The following is a 13,702-nucleotide window of genomic DNA, read 5'->3' as shown; positions in this document are numbered from 1 at the left end:
ATCAGGAGAGGGGCTTGCCGGCTGCGTCGTATCGCTGCCAGTAGTGGTCGAGCTTCAGCGTGCGCAACGCATTGTCGAGATACTTCGGCTGGAACCAGCCATCGACGTCGACCGGCTGACGGATCAGCTTCAGGTTCAGCGCATCCTGTGCGACGGCCTTGTAGCGCGCGACGAGGAACGGGTCGATCAGCGGGGACAGGCGGTCCTTCAGGCGCTGGTTCGCGTAGTCGGCTTGCCACGACGCATACGGCACGCCGCTCTTCGCCCACAGCTTGAACAGCGCATCGCGGTTCGCCTCGTCGGACGACCATTGCGCGCCCTTCACGAACGCGGTGACGACGCGCTGCACGATGTCCGGGTGCGCGCGCTCGAAATCGTCGAGCACGAGCAGGTGAGTCTGGCGCGTCAGTTGCGGGCCGTCGTTCTGCGATTCGTAGATGATCTTCGCGAGCCCTGCATCGCGCAGCTTGTACAGCTGATAGTCGCCCACCGATGCGTCGATGCCTTTCGACGCGAGCGCGGCGAGCGAGCTGGCGGAGTCGAGATTGATCACGCGCAGGTCGCGTTCGCCGAGGCCGTTCTTCGCGAGCGCGTTATCGGCGACGAGCTGCAGGTTGGTGCCGCGGAAAATCGATACGCGGCGATCTTTCAGCTCGTTGATCGAACGGATCGTCGAATCGGGCGGCACCGCGATCTTGACGCCCGAGCGCACGCTCGCGGCGAGCAGCAGGCGCGTCCTGATCCCGTTCGAGCGGGCGAGCACGGCCGGCAGGTCGCCCTGGTACGCGAAGTCGAGCGCCTTGTTGGCGATCGCCTCGTTGACGGCGGGCCCTGCGCCCTTGAAGAACAGCCACTGCACCTTGATGCCGTCGGCGGCGAATTCCTTTTCGACCAGTTGCTGCAACTGCACGGTGGCGGCGCTCGATCCGCCGAAGGTCGGCGGATCGCCGGCGCCTTGCTGGGCGACGCCGATGCGGATGGTGGCGGGTTGACCGGCGTGCGCGGCAGCGGCCGGCAACGCAACGAGGGACGCGATCAGCAGCGATCGCAGCAGGCGCAGTGGAAGCATGAATCGTTGGATCCGGGACGTTGGGGGACGAGGCCGGGCCTGAGCCCGTCGGGTCATTCTCGATGACGTGCCGGGGGCGGACAAGCAACGATTTGAACTATGCTTATCGGCGCTTTGCGGACGGCCGTGCATGGCGTTCCGTCATGTGCGGACGAGCGCCGCACTCACATGCATTGGAAATCAATTCAGGATTCCAATCATATCGATTGAAGCAGGATGCTGAATCCGGCAATTGCCGAATGGAAAATCGCGATGCCGGCGAGCGTGAATCAGCGTGGAAATCGCTTGCCTAATCGGGGCGGAAAGACGGGGAAGGGTAATCGGGAAGACGTGATGCGAGCACGTCGTTTTTGCCGGATTGGCAGGACCGTCGCGGTGAGACAGGTGTATCTGGATCGGTTCCGCATGCCGATAAAGCGAATGGAAACGGTTCGGTTGCCGATCGGTAAATCATGCGCCTCAACAGACGCCTTGCCTGTTTCGGTGCGCGAATCATTCGAAGTGCCGCGAGAAAAAATGACGGTAAATGAGCGGCACGGCTTTCACCGTTGAAGGGGGAAATCCATAAATGCATTCCGACGCCAAATTATTTGAATTCGCCTGAAAAATTGTCTATACCCTAGACGAATCGGCGCGGTTGCTTCGTGTGGAACAGACCGCGCCAAGGGCGCAGGCACGCAACGATCGACGTCGTCGTTGCACGTCGCGCTTGCAGTGATCGGGAGGATTCCGGGGGGATGCGCGCGACCTCGTGCCAGGGTTGCGCGCATGGATCGCAATGGGCGAAGGTCCTGCGCAACCGCCGGAGCAACAGCGCGTCTTTTCGTTCAACGGTCGGTCACCGACCCGTTACACGGAGGTTGCCATGCTGCAATACGTCAAGTCCCTGCTGCGTGACGAGCGCGGCGTCAGCTCGCTCGAATATGCCGTGCTGGCCGGTATCGTCGTGGTCGCGCTGGCGGCGGTCGGCGTGATCCTCAGCAGCACCAGCGGCGGCTTGCCGAGCGTGTTCACAACGCTGATCAACAAGGTGACGAGCCTGATCTGATCCCCTGAACCCGCGCGCCGCCGACGAACACCGGGATCCGCAGCGGTAGAACGTATCCGGCCGGGGCGTATCGACGGACGGCTCTCCCATGCTCACGCTCGTGCAGTCGGTGGCCACAGTCTTGCTGGCCTCGCTCGCCGCGCAGGATCTGCGCGACCGGCGCCTGTCCAATCGCGCGGTGCTGGCGTTCGCGGCGCTCTATTTCGTCGCGGCGGCGCTCGCGCGTGACGGGTTCGCGCCACTGGCCGGGCATGTCGCGACCGGCGCGGCGGTGCTGCTGCTGTTCGGCGGCATGCGCCACGCGGGCTGGATCGGCGGAGGCGACGTCAAGCTGGCGGCGGCGGTATTCCTGTGGGCGGGCCCGGCACTGGTGTTTCCGGTGCTGACGAGTGTCGGCGCGGGCGGTCTCCTGTGCGGCCTCGCGTTGCTGGCGTCGCGGCCGCGCCGCGACGCGCCGGTCCGCGCGCTCGCCGCGCGCGGCGTGCCGTACGGCGTTGCGCTCGCGCTCGGCGGCACGCTGGCCGTCTGGGCGTCGTTTCCACATACGGTTTCGCTTACCTAGCCGGGGGACGCACGCCGCCATGCCCAAACCGTTGAGAATGGCCGTGCTCGTCGTTGCCGCCGGCATCGGTGCGTTCATTCTGCGCGAACTGTACGTCGCCGCGTCGACGCCGTCGGTGCCCGCGGAAACGGATCAGGCGCGCGTGCGGGTCGCCGCCGCCGATCTGCCGGAAGGGTTGCTGCTGCGCGACAACGATCTGGCATGGAAGCGCATGCCGCGCGCGCAGGTGCCCGCTGGCGCGTTCGTCGAGTCGCAGCCGGGCGCGGACCTGAAAGGCGCGCTGCTGCGCAACCATGTTGGCGCGGGCACACCGATTCGCGTCGAGAACGTGATTCCGGCCGGCGCGCCGGATTTTCTCGCGGCCGCGCTGCAACCCGGCATGCGCGCGATCTCGGTGCCGGTCGACGACGTATCTGGCAACGCGGGGCTGATCCAGCCGGGCGACTTCGTCGACGTATTGCTGACGCAGCAGATCGGCGGCTCGGCGACGTCGCCCGGCACGTTCGAAGCGGAGACGGTGGTGCGGCGCGCGCGCGTGCTCGCGGTCGGTTCCGAATTCCAGCGTGCGAAGCCGCCCGCGAGCGCGCCGGACGCGACGGCGCGCGCACGCACGGTCACGCTTGAGGTCGCGCCGCGCACCGCGCAGGTCGTGCTGGTGGCGACTCGCCTCGGCTCGCTGTCGCTCGCGCTGCGCAGTTTCGCGACGAGCGACCGGCGGCAACCGGCAGGCGGCGCCGAGCAGGAGCCCGATACGCAGCCCGTGTGGGCAGGTGACGTGTCGCGCGCGGCCCGCGAGGCTGCACGCGAGCCGTCCACCGGGCCGGATACGGGCGCGCGGCCGGCGTGGCGAAGCAACGCGGTCGTGATCTATCGCGGCTCGTCGGTCGACGACGGAGCGCGTGGCGGCGGGGCCGGCACGCCGGGCCTGCCGCCGCTGCCGTCCGGGCTGCCGTCCTGGCCGGCGATGCCCGCGACACCAGGCGGCGCCAACGTTGCGGCGGAGGCCGCCGCAACGCCGCCGGCAGCGGCGGTGCAATGACGGCTTGACGATTCGGGCCGCCCGCCCGGCGGCCGGCATTTGACGGGAACACGCATGGTGCGCATGGTTCGTTCGATCGCTTTCCTGGGCCTGGCCTGCGTCCTGGCGTCCGGGGGCGCGTCCGCGCAGGTCGCGCGGGCGCCGGCCGCGGGCGAGGCGCTGTCGATCGCGACCGGCAAAGGGGAGCTGCTGTCGCTGCCCGAGCCCGCGGCCGCGATGTTCGTCGCCGATCCGGCCATCGCGGACATCCAGGTTCCGTCACCGCGCACCGTGTTCGTGTTCGGCAAGAAGGCGGGCACGACGACGCTGATCGCGCTCGGCGCGAACCATCGCCCGATCCTGCGCAAGACGGTGATCGTGCAGGTCGACACGGCGTCGCTGCAGGGCGTGCTCGACAGCCGCTTTCCGCAGCTGAAGCTGGCGGTGTCCGGCGCACCGGGCTCGCTGATGGTGTCGGGCAAGGTGCCGGGCGCGGCCGACGCGGACGCCGTGATGCAGTCGCTCACGCCGTACCTGCACGACAAGGAAAAGATCGTCAACCGGCTCACGCTGTCGCGCCCGATCCAGGTGAACCTGCGCGTTCGGGTGACCGAGGTGAGCCGCAACATCACGCAGCAGCTCGGCATCAACTGGAGCTCGCTCGGCAGCGCCGGCAACTTCGTCGGCGGGCTGTTCAACGGACGCACGCTGTTCGATCCGACGACGAGCCTGTTCAACCTGTCGCCGGCGGGCGCGTTCTCGGTGCTCGGCGGATTTCGCGCGGGGCGCTGGTCGATCGACGTGGTGCTCGACGCACTCGACCAGGAGGGCCTGATCACGATGCTCGCCGAACCGAACCTGACCGCGATGTCCGGCGAAACCGCGAGCTTCCTCGCGGGCGGCGAGATTCCGATTCCGGTTGCGCAGGCCGGTTCGTCGACCGGTGCGATCACGGTCGAGTTCAAGCCGTTCGGCGTGTCGCTCGATTTCACGCCGACCGTGCTCGCCGACAACCGGATCAGCCTGAAGGTGCGGCCGGAAGTGAGCGAGATCGATGCGAGCAACAGCGTGACGACCGGCGGCGTCAAGGTGCCGGGGCTCACGGTACGGCGCGTCGAGACGACGGTCGAGCTGTCGAGCGGGCAGAGCTTCGCGATCGGCGGGTTGCTGCAGAGCCAGACGGCCGACACCGTATCGCAGATTCCGGGGCTCGGCCGGCTGCCGATCATCGGCCGCCTGTTTTCGTCGAAGAACTTCCAGGACAACAAGACCGAAGTGGTCGTCATCGTCACGCCGTACATCGTGCAGCCGGCCGGGCCCGGCCAGCTCGAGCAGGCGATCGACACCGTCGCGCGGCCGAGCAGCGACCTGGAGTTCGCGGTGCAGCGCAACCTGGGGCTCGACCTGCTGTCGGGCGACACGCCACGCCTCGTCGGCGCCGCGGGCTTCGTGTACTGAACAGGAGGAGCGCGCATGCGAACCCGATCGACCGTTGCCGCACTGCTACCGCTGGTGCTTGCGGGCTGCCTGTCGGCGCCGCCGCCGGTCAACCTGCCCGATGCGCGTGCGATCGGCTTCGACGGCACGCACGCGGTGCCGCCCGACTGCGCGAAGCTGATGCAGCCATCGCATCTCGTCGACGCGGGGTACGCGCGGCCCGGCGTGCCGTTCGGCTGCGCGACCTACGCGAACCTCGCGGCGATGCTCGCGCGGCCGGAGGATCTCGTCGCACCCGTGCCGTACGGCGGCGCGGACGCGCAGACCGCGGCCGACGCGGTGCGCCGCTACGTCGAGGATCGCGTGAAGGTGCCGACGCCGGGCAAAACGCAGACGACCGTCTCGCCCAGCCATTGACCGGACCGGATGCCATCACGATGCCGCCCATGAACCTCCTCGACCGTCAGAACGCCAGGCGCGCCACGTCCGCGGGCGCGGCCGATCTCGTCGCGGTCGTATCCGATTCGGGCAGCCACGACGTGATACGTCGCGTCACGCAGGAGCTGTCGATCACGCGCACTCAGCTGCAGCTGGGCACCTGCGACGATGCGATCCGGCTGCTGCAGCAGTACGAGCGTTCGCCGCGCCAACTCATCATCGACGTGTCGGATTCGGTGCTGCCGGTGTCGGACCTGATGCGTCTCGCCGACGTGTGCGACCCGTCGGTGCGGGTCATCGCGATCGGTACGCAGAACGACGTCGGGCTGTTTCGCAACCTGCTCGGCATCGGCGTGCAGGACTACATCGTCAAGCCGCTGACCGTTGAGTTGATGCGGCGCGCGCTGACGGCGACGGAATCGGTCGTCCAGGCGCGCACCGGCAAGGTCGTCAGCTTCGTCGGCGCCCGCGGCGGCGTCGGCGCGACCACGATCACGGTGAGCCTCGCGCGCTTCCTGGCGGGCGAGAAGCGCCGACGCGTGGCCTACGTCGACCTGAACCTGCATGGCGGCGGCGCGAATTCGATGTTCGGGCTGTCCAGCAACAACGGGCTGATCGAATTGCTGAACATGGGGCAGCGCCCCGACGACGCGTTGTTCGAGCGCATGTTCGTGACGAAGGGCGACCGGTTGCACGTCCTGTCCGCCGAACTGGCGTACGGCGCCGACGCGCCGTTGGGCGACGAGGCCGTCGCGCGCCTGGTCGACATGCTGAAGGACCGTTTCCACTACGTGCTGTTTGACGTGGGAAGCAGCGCCGGCAAGCTGCTCGAGGACGCGCTCGTCGCGTCCGATCTCGTCCATGTCGTGGTCGACCGCTCGGTGCACGCCGCATACGAGGCCGCGCGGCTCGTGCGTTTCGTGCGGGAGCTGCCCGGCGAGCGGCTGCTGTCGATGGTACTGAACAATCCGCTCGCGCCGGTCGCGGGCCGCGTCGAGCCGGTCGATTTCGAAGAGGCGTTCGGCGGCGCGAAGCTGCACGAACTGCCGCACGAGCCGCAGACGCTCGCCGTCGCCGAGAACCTCGGCGAGCCGATCGAAGGTGCGAAGCGGTATGGCTTCGTCGACCAGATCCGGCAGCTCGCGAACGGCATCACCGGCGAGCCGATGGTCGTCGCCGAGCCGTGGTATGCACGGTTCGCCAGGTGGAGGAAGGGATCGTGACGTTCGGTACCCGCAGCCGGCCGCCGGCGGACCGCGAGCCGGCCGCCACGCCCGCCGTGGCGCGCGAGCCCGTGCCGGCCCCGGTGGACGTGCCAGCGCCTGTGCCGGTGCCCGCGTCGGCGCCGGCCCGCGCGCCGGTGGCAGCGGATACCCACGAGGCGCTGATCCGGTCGAGCAAGTTCGATGCGATCCGCAGTGCGGTGTTCGCGTCGATGAACATGTCGGCGGCGCTGATGAAGACGCGCGACGAGGTGCGGGCGGGCATCGAGCAGGTGGCCGCGCACACGGTCGAGCGCGAGCGCCTGAAGATCACGGCCGGCGAGCAGGTGCTGATCGTCGATGCGATCCTGAACGACATGTTCGGCGTCGGGCCGATCGAGCCGCTGCTCGCCGACGATACGGTCACCGACATCCTCGTCAACGGGCCCGACCAGGTTTATGTCGAGCGAGCGGGCCGGCTCGAACTCACGGCGCTGAAGTTTCGCGACGACGCGCACGTGGCGAGCGTCGCGCAGCGGATCGCGGCGGCGGTGGGACGGCGCGTCGACGAGAGCAGCCCGATGGTCGACGCGCGACTCGCCGACGGCAGCCGCGTGAACGTCGTGCTGCCGCCGGTCGCGATGCGCGGCCCGTCGATCTCGATCCGCAAGTTCGCGAAGCGCGACATCACGCTCGCGCGGATGGCGCAGCAGGGCAACATATCGCATCCGATGTTGCAGGTGCTGAAGGTCGCGTGCGCGTGCCGGCTGAACATCGTGATCTCGGGCGGCACCGGCTCGGGCAAGACGACGCTGCTCAATGGGCTGTCGCAGCACATCGAGCAGCACGAACGGATCGTGACGATCGAGGATGCGGCCGAGCTGCAACTGCTGCAGCCGCACGTCGTCAGCCTCGAGACGCGGCCGGAGAATACCGAGGGGCTCGGCGGGATCTCGCAGCGCGATCTCGTGCGCAACGCGCTGCGCATGCGGCCCGACCGTATCATCCTCGGCGAGATTCGCGGCCCCGAGGCGTTCGACGTGCTGCAGGCGATGAACACGGGTCACGACGGCTCGATGACGACGATTCACGCGAATTCGCCGCGCGATGCGATCAGCCGGCTCGAGAGCATGGTCATGATGGCGAACGCGAACCTGCAGCTGCTGTCGATCCGGCGCCAGATCGCGAGCGCCGTGCACCTGTTCGTGCAGATCGAGCGGATGCGCGATGGCGTGCGGCGCGTGACGCGGATCACCGAGATCGTCGGGATGGAAGGCGAGGTCGTCATCACGCAGGACCTGTTCGCGTTCCGTCAGGAAGGCGACACGACGCGCGATGCGGTGAAGGGCGTGTTCGAGGCGTCGCCGTTGCGGCCGGGATTCGCGGCGCGTGCCGCGTATTACGGTGTCGAGGATGCGCTCGCCGAGGTATTCCGGCAATGAGGGCCGCCGACCTGTTCGCGGCCGGCGCGTTCGTGATGATCCTCGCGATCGGGCTCGTGCTGTCGTCGCTGTTCGACCGCGCGAGCCACACGCCGGCCCAGCGCATTCGCGCGCGGATGCGCCGGCTGTCGCCGTTGCTCGCCGGGCGCGCCGGGCACGGGTCCGCCGCGCCCGGCGTCGCGCTGTTCAACCTCGAGCGCCGTCAAGGCCGCCTGCGCGCCTGGCTGCAGCGCCGCGTGACGCGCGTGCGCGCGGTAGGCGGCAAGGGCGGCGTGAAGATCGTCGTCACGAGCACGATCGCCGGCGCGATCGCGGCGATCGTCGCGGTGAAGCTGATCGGGCCGCCGGGCTTCCTGCGTCCGCTGATCTACGCCGGATTGCCGCTGGTCGCGATGCGCGCCAGCTACCGTACGCTGGTGGAGCGCTTCCGGATCCGCTTTCTCGAAGCGTTCCCGGACGCGATCGACGTGATCGTGCGGGCAGTGCGCGCGGGCATTCCGGTCACGCAGGCGATCAGCATGGTCGGAGACAGTGCGGCCGAACCGGTGCGCGCGACGTTCCGGTCGATGGGCGACAGCCTGCGCGTCGGCGCGGATCTCAAGGACGTGCTGACACAGGCGGCGGACCGGCTGATGATCGCCGACTTCTCGTTCTTCACCGTCTACTTGCTGCTGCAGCGCGAAACCGGCGGCAGTCTCGGCGAAACGCTCGACGAGCTGTCGAGCATCATCCGCACGCGCCGCGACATCCGCCTGAAGACCCGTGCGCTGACCGCCGAAGGGCGCATCACGACGAACATCATTTCGGCGGTGCCGTTCGTGATGATCGGCGCGCTGTTCCTGGTGAACCGCGACTACGTGATGCTGCTGTTCAGGACGCACGCGGGGCACACGATGCTGACGATCGCGGCCGGGTTGCTGACGGTCGGCCTGCTGGTGATCCGCAAGATCTCGAGACTGGATACCGCGCGATGACGATGTCGATACTGGCCGCCCGCGGCCTCGAGTTGCTGTTGCTGCTCGCCTGTGTCGCGGTGGCGCTCGCCACGCCCGGCGGCGGTACCCGCCAGCGGATCGCCGCGCGCGTGCGGCAGGCTGCCGGGCAGCACCCGCCTGCACCGGTGGCGGGGTGGCTGCAGCCGGGCGGGGTCCGCCTTGACCTGACGCGCCGGCTCGCGCAACTGGGCGAACGGCTGCCGGTGCTCGACCCGATGCAGCGCGTCAAGCTCGGCCTGCAGCTGACGCGCGCGGGCTTTCGCGAGCGCCGTGCGGTGTCGTCGATGATCGGGATCAAGCTGAGCTGCGGCGTGCTGTTCGCGTGCGGCGCGATCGTGTTCAGCCCGCTCATTCCGCGCTTCGGCGAATACTTCGTGATCCGTGCGCTGGCGATGATCGCCGCGTTCGTGATCGGCGTGATCGTGCCTGAATACGTGCTCGGCGCGATGATCCGGCGGCGACGGCGGACCATCGCCGCGTGCTTTCCGGACGCGCTCGACCTGCTGGTGATCTGCACGATGGCCGGCAACAGCCTCGCGTCGGGCATCCGGCGCGTCGCGCACGAGCTGTCGCGCATCTGCCCGCCGCTCGCCGACGAGCTGACCGTATGCGCGGACGAGCTGACGCTGAGTGGCGACGTATCCGCGACGCTCGCGCATTTCGCGACGCGCGTCGATTTCACGTCGGCGCGCTCGCTCGCGACCACGCTGACGCAATCGCAGCGGTTCGGCACGCCGATCACGCAGGCGCTGCGCACGCTGTCGCGCACCGAGCGCACCGAGCAGATCGTCGCGCTCGAGGAGCGGGCCGCGAAGCTGGCGCCGAAGATCACGCTGCCGATGATGCTGTTCATCCTGCCGACGGTTTGCCTGATCGCGGCGGGCCCGGCGGCGATTCGCCTGCTCGAGGTATTCAGATGACACGATCCGTCGTACGCGCGTTCGCGCTCGCGGCCGTACTGCCGGTACTGGCCGGCTGCGGCACGCCGGGCATCCAGACGCGGCCGGTGCTGTCGCACCGGAGCGACGACCCGCAGGCCGAGCTGCGCATCGCGGACAGCGCGCTCGCGGGCGGCAACGTCGATCTCGCGTCGACGCTGTACGAGAAGGTGCTTGCGAAGCATCCCGATTCGCTCGCGGCGCGCCTCGGGCTCGGCGACGTCAACTACCGCGCGGGCGATCTGGAGCGCGCGCGGATCCTCTACGACGAAGCGCAGCGACAGGCGCCCGCGGAGCTCGGCCCGCGGCTCGGGCTCGCGCGCGTCGCGTTGCGGCAGCGCCGTCTCGACGAAGCCGCGCAGCGCTATCGCGACCTGCTGGCCGCGCAGCCGGATCATCCGCTCGCGGCGGAAGGGCTCGGTACCGTACTCGATCTGCAGGGGCGTCATGCGGATGCGCAGGCCGTGTATCGCGAGGCACTGCGTGCGCATCCGGACGCGCAGGGGTTGCGCGTCGACCTTGGGCTGTCGCTCGTGCTGAGCAACCGGCCGCGCGAGGGCGTGAACGTGCTGCTCGACGTCGCCGGGCTGCCGTCCGCGCCGTGGCAGGCGCGCCAGAACCTCGCGTTCGCGTACGGCGTGCTCGGCAACACCGATTCGGCGAAGAAGCTGCTGTCCGCGGATTTGCCCCCATCGGCGGTGGCCGACAACCTGCGCTTTTACCAGGCGGTGCGCGCGCGGCTTGCGTCGCGCGGGGGCGCAGGGGTTGCCGGAGGGGCCGGCAGCCCGCCGCCACTGTCCGGCGCGGCGCTGGAACCGGGCGTCGCACCGCCGGGTGCGGGGGCTGCAAAATGACACGCGGGGCGACGGGCGCGCGCCGCGCGCGCGGCGTCGTGTCCCTCGAGTTCGTGCTGATGCTGCCGTTCCTGCTGATGGTGCTGATCGGCATCATCGACACGAGCCTGATCCTGTGCGACAAGGCCGTCATCACGAACGCGAGCCGCGAGGCGGCGCGCGCCGGCGTCATGTTGCGGGTGCCGATGCTGACCACGACGCAGATCGCCGGCATCGCACAGACCGCCATGCAGAACAGCCTGATCACCGGCGGCACGGCGACGACACCGGCGGTGACCGTGACGCAGGCGAACGGCACGACGTCGGGCACCGCGCTGACGGTGACCGTGACCTACACGTACTCGGGGCTCGTGCTGGGGTCCGCGTTCAGCGCGCTGACCGGCCCTGTGACGGTCTCGGCGACGTCGGTGATGCTCTATGAATGACGTGACCGCCACGCAACCGGTCGACCCCGTGCGGCAGCGCGGTTCGGTCGCGCTGTTCTTCCTGCTGTTCCTGATTCCGCTGCTGTCGTTCGGCGCGCTGGCGATCGATATCGCGTGGGTGGTCACGGTGAACAACCAGCTGCAGAACGCGGCCGATGCGGCCGCGCTCGCCGGGGCCGATGCGATGATGTCGCCGAGCGGCGGTGCGGTGAACTGGTCGCAGGCCGCGCCGGCGGCGAACGGTGTGATCGCGCTGAACTCGGCGGCCGGTGCGGCGCTGTCGACCGGCACGGTGACCACCGGATACTGGAACGTCACGCGCAGCCCCGCGTCGATGCAGCCGACGACCATCACGCCCGGCACGTACGACGTGCCGGCGGTGCAGGTCACCGTGTCGCGCGCGCCCGGCGTGAACGGCGGCTCGATTCCGCTGCTGCTCGCCGGGCTGCTGGGGATTCCCGGCGCATCCGACAGCGCGACCGCGGTGGCGGTGCTGGCGGCGCCGGGCGGGATCGGGGCAGGCGGGCTGTTTCCGGTCGCGATCGACCAGTGCGTGTACAACCTGTACTGGAACGCGGCGACCAATCAGCCGCTGATCAATCCGCTGACGGGCCAGCCGTTTGAATTCTCGATCACGAACGGTCAGATCTATGGCCTGCTGTGCATGGGCGGGCAGTGGACGTCGTTCCAGTCGACCGCGACCGACACGTCGACGATTGCGGGGCTGATGGCGACCGGCAATCCGACGACGCTCAACATCGGCGACAGCATCAATCTCGCGACCGGCTCGAAGACGGCGCTCTACGCGTCGGTGCCGGTCGGCACGACGGTGGTGGTGCCGGTCGTCACGCAGACCGCGACCAGCACCACCGTGCCGATCGTCGCATTCGCGCCGTTCCATATCGACGTGTCGCTCGGCGGCTCGTCCAAGTACATCCAGGGCCATTTCGTCGCCGGCGTGAAGATGACGGGCGTCGCGACCGGCGTGGGGCCGTACTACGGCGTATACGTGCCGCCGCGCCTCGCGTTTTGAGCGCCCGGGCCGGCGCGGCGCAGCAGCACGAGCAGCGTGAACAGCGTGACGGCCGGGCCGACCTGCGGCCATTGCAGCCACGGGTTCAGGTATTCGACGGCCGGCAGCAGCCACATGAGCGCGATCGCGGTCTGCTCGCCGCGCCGCCAGCCGTCCTGCCAGCCGGCCGCCAGCATGCACGCGATCGCGATGCCGAGCCAGGCGAGCTCGTAGTGCCACACGTACGGGTTCGCCGCGAGGGTCGCGACCGCCAGCACCGCCGCGCGCAGGCGGACGTCGCGCGAGCGCGTCCATACGACGCAGGCGACGGCGATCGCCAGCGCCGCGACGCACGCCTGCGCGGCATACGCGATGCCAGGCGGCAGGCCCGCGAGACGGAAGGCGGCGAATGGCGCAGGCGACGCGAGCCAGAACACGACGCCTTGCTCGAGGAGGAGCGACCGCGCGAGCGCCGTACCGGCGACGAACAGGTGTAGCGACTCGACACCGCAGATCAGTACGCTCAACGCGGCGAACGCGGTGGTGGCGAGCGCGGCCCACGCGATCGTGCGCCATGCGCGCGTCGCGACCAGCACGAACGGGAACAGCAGCGCCATCTGCGGCTTGGCCGACAGCAGGCCGATGCAGAGGCCGGCCCACATCGGCCGGCGGTCCGCCCAGCGGACGGCCAGCGCCGCGCACGACGCGGTCAGGAACGCGTTCTGCCCGAACATCGCGGTGACGAACACGCACGGAGCGGCGACCAGCGCGATCCCGCCGGCACGTGCCGCGCCGGGGAGCGCGCCGAGGCCCGATACGCGCAATGCGGCGAAACCGAATACGACGACACCGAGCGCGACGAACAGCGGATAGCCGATCGCATGGGGCAGCAGCGCCAGCGGCGTCACGAGCAGCAGGTTGGTGGGCGGGTACAGCCACGCGACGAAGTTTTCGTGGCGGAACTGCGGGAACAGTTCGGCTGCCAGCCGCGCGAAGGTTGGCAAGTCGTACGCTTGCCACGGCGAGCCGTGCAGCATCACGTACGACGCCGTCCAGAACACCGCGTAGCCGGCGCCCGGACGTGACAGGGCGGTGGCGGGCGCGTGACGTATGACGGATATCCAGAGTGCGAGGAGTAGCGCGTAGCACGCGAGCGCGACGGCGCTGTACGCAACGACGCGCCGGGGTGTCAGCCAGGCGCGCAGGGGAGGGTCCGCCGATCGCGCCGATTGCCGGGGGAGATCCATGCGTCGCATGCGCGG

General features: G+C 69.3%; 15 protein-coding genes. 13 read left to right on the top strand and 2 right to left on the bottom strand.

Annotation, left to right across the window (positions count from 1 at the left end):
- Window position 1: 1 nt before the first annotated feature.
- The gene (locus ACWMMN_RS26625) at window positions 2-1,069 is read right to left on the bottom strand and encodes an ABC transporter substrate-binding protein (RefSeq protein WP_340625135.1); all 1,068 of its coding nucleotides are present in this window, start codon (window positions 1,067-1,069) and stop codon (window positions 2-4) included.
- 216 nt (window positions 1,070-1,285) lie between these two features.
- Between ACWMMN_RS26625 and ACWMMN_RS26620 the strand changes: the two genes are divergently transcribed.
- From ACWMMN_RS26620 to ACWMMN_RS26560, 13 genes are all read left to right on the top strand, one after another.
- Complete coding sequence (locus ACWMMN_RS26620) at window positions 1,286-1,621, top strand: hypothetical protein (protein WP_155627206.1); 336 nt, start codon at window positions 1,286-1,288, stop codon at window positions 1,619-1,621.
- 313 nt (window positions 1,622-1,934) lie between these two features.
- Entirely contained in the window at window positions 1,935-2,117 is a 183-nt protein-coding gene (locus tag ACWMMN_RS26615) for a Flp family type IVb pilin (RefSeq protein WP_041493341.1), read from the top strand.
- An 88-nt stretch (window positions 2,118-2,205) separates the two neighbouring features.
- Entirely contained in the window at window positions 2,206-2,679 is a 474-nt protein-coding gene (locus ACWMMN_RS26610) for an A24 family peptidase (protein WP_059237180.1), read from the top strand.
- Window positions 2,680-2,698: 19 nt separating this feature from the next.
- Window positions 2,699-3,718 carry a Flp pilus assembly protein CpaB gene (cpaB, locus tag ACWMMN_RS26605; protein WP_486423348.1) on the top strand — a complete coding sequence of 340 codons (1,020 nt, stop codon included), beginning with the start codon at window positions 2,699-2,701 and terminating at the stop codon, window positions 3,716-3,718.
- 54 nt (window positions 3,719-3,772) lie between these two features.
- The gene (locus ACWMMN_RS26600; protein ID WP_174992693.1) at window positions 3,773-5,155 is read left to right on the top strand and encodes a type II and III secretion system protein family protein; all 1,383 of its coding nucleotides are present in this window, start codon (window positions 3,773-3,775) and stop codon (window positions 5,153-5,155) included.
- A 15-nt stretch (window positions 5,156-5,170) separates the two neighbouring features.
- Complete coding sequence (locus tag ACWMMN_RS26595) at window positions 5,171-5,551, top strand: CpaD family pilus assembly lipoprotein (RefSeq protein ID WP_059237177.1); 381 nt, start codon at window positions 5,171-5,173, stop codon at window positions 5,549-5,551.
- Window positions 5,552-5,571: 20 nt separating this feature from the next.
- A complete protein-coding gene (locus ACWMMN_RS26590) occupies window positions 5,572-6,795 on the top strand; it encodes a CpaE/TadZ family protein (RefSeq protein ID WP_059237176.1) in 1,224 nt (407 codons plus the stop codon).
- Complete coding sequence (locus tag ACWMMN_RS26585) at window positions 6,792-8,216, top strand: TadA family conjugal transfer-associated ATPase (RefSeq protein WP_486423347.1); 1,425 nt, start codon at window positions 6,792-6,794, stop codon at window positions 8,214-8,216. The genes ACWMMN_RS26590 and ACWMMN_RS26585 overlap by 4 nt, the downstream gene beginning before the upstream one ends.
- A complete protein-coding gene (locus ACWMMN_RS26580) occupies window positions 8,213-9,190 on the top strand; it encodes a type II secretion system F family protein (protein ID WP_486423346.1) in 978 nt (325 codons plus the stop codon). The genes ACWMMN_RS26585 and ACWMMN_RS26580 overlap by 4 nt, the downstream gene beginning before the upstream one ends.
- A complete protein-coding gene (locus ACWMMN_RS26575; RefSeq protein ID WP_059237174.1) occupies window positions 9,187-10,131 on the top strand; it encodes a type II secretion system F family protein in 945 nt (314 codons plus the stop codon). Before ACWMMN_RS26580 ends, ACWMMN_RS26575 begins: the two co-directional genes overlap by 4 nt.
- On the top strand, window positions 10,128-11,003 hold the full coding sequence (locus ACWMMN_RS26570) for a tetratricopeptide repeat protein (RefSeq protein ID WP_174992688.1): 876 nt from the start codon (window positions 10,128-10,130) through the stop codon (window positions 11,001-11,003). The genes ACWMMN_RS26575 and ACWMMN_RS26570 overlap by 4 nt, the downstream gene beginning before the upstream one ends.
- Complete coding sequence (locus ACWMMN_RS26565; RefSeq protein ID WP_059237172.1) at window positions 11,000-11,428, top strand: TadE/TadG family type IV pilus assembly protein; 429 nt, start codon at window positions 11,000-11,002, stop codon at window positions 11,426-11,428. The genes ACWMMN_RS26570 and ACWMMN_RS26565 overlap by 4 nt, the downstream gene beginning before the upstream one ends.
- The gene (locus tag ACWMMN_RS26560) at window positions 11,421-12,461 is read left to right on the top strand and encodes a TadG family pilus assembly protein (protein WP_486423345.1); all 1,041 of its coding nucleotides are present in this window, start codon (window positions 11,421-11,423) and stop codon (window positions 12,459-12,461) included. The genes ACWMMN_RS26565 and ACWMMN_RS26560 overlap by 8 nt, the downstream gene beginning before the upstream one ends.
- On the opposite strand, the gene ACWMMN_RS26555 is transcribed toward ACWMMN_RS26560, so the two are convergent.
- Window positions 12,425-13,687 carry a glycosyltransferase family 87 protein gene (locus tag ACWMMN_RS26555; RefSeq protein ID WP_256086564.1) on the bottom strand — a complete coding sequence of 421 codons (1,263 nt, stop codon included), beginning with the start codon at window positions 13,685-13,687 and terminating at the stop codon, window positions 12,425-12,427. The genes ACWMMN_RS26560 and ACWMMN_RS26555 overlap by 37 nt on opposite strands.
- Between the last annotated feature and the right edge of the window lie 15 nt (window positions 13,688-13,702).

This window comes from Burkholderia cepacia complex sp. TUM26381 (genome assembly GCF_057439935.1).
The sequence above is the reverse complement of the archived record's forward strand: the minus strand, read 5'-3'. Positions and strand labels throughout refer to the sequence as shown.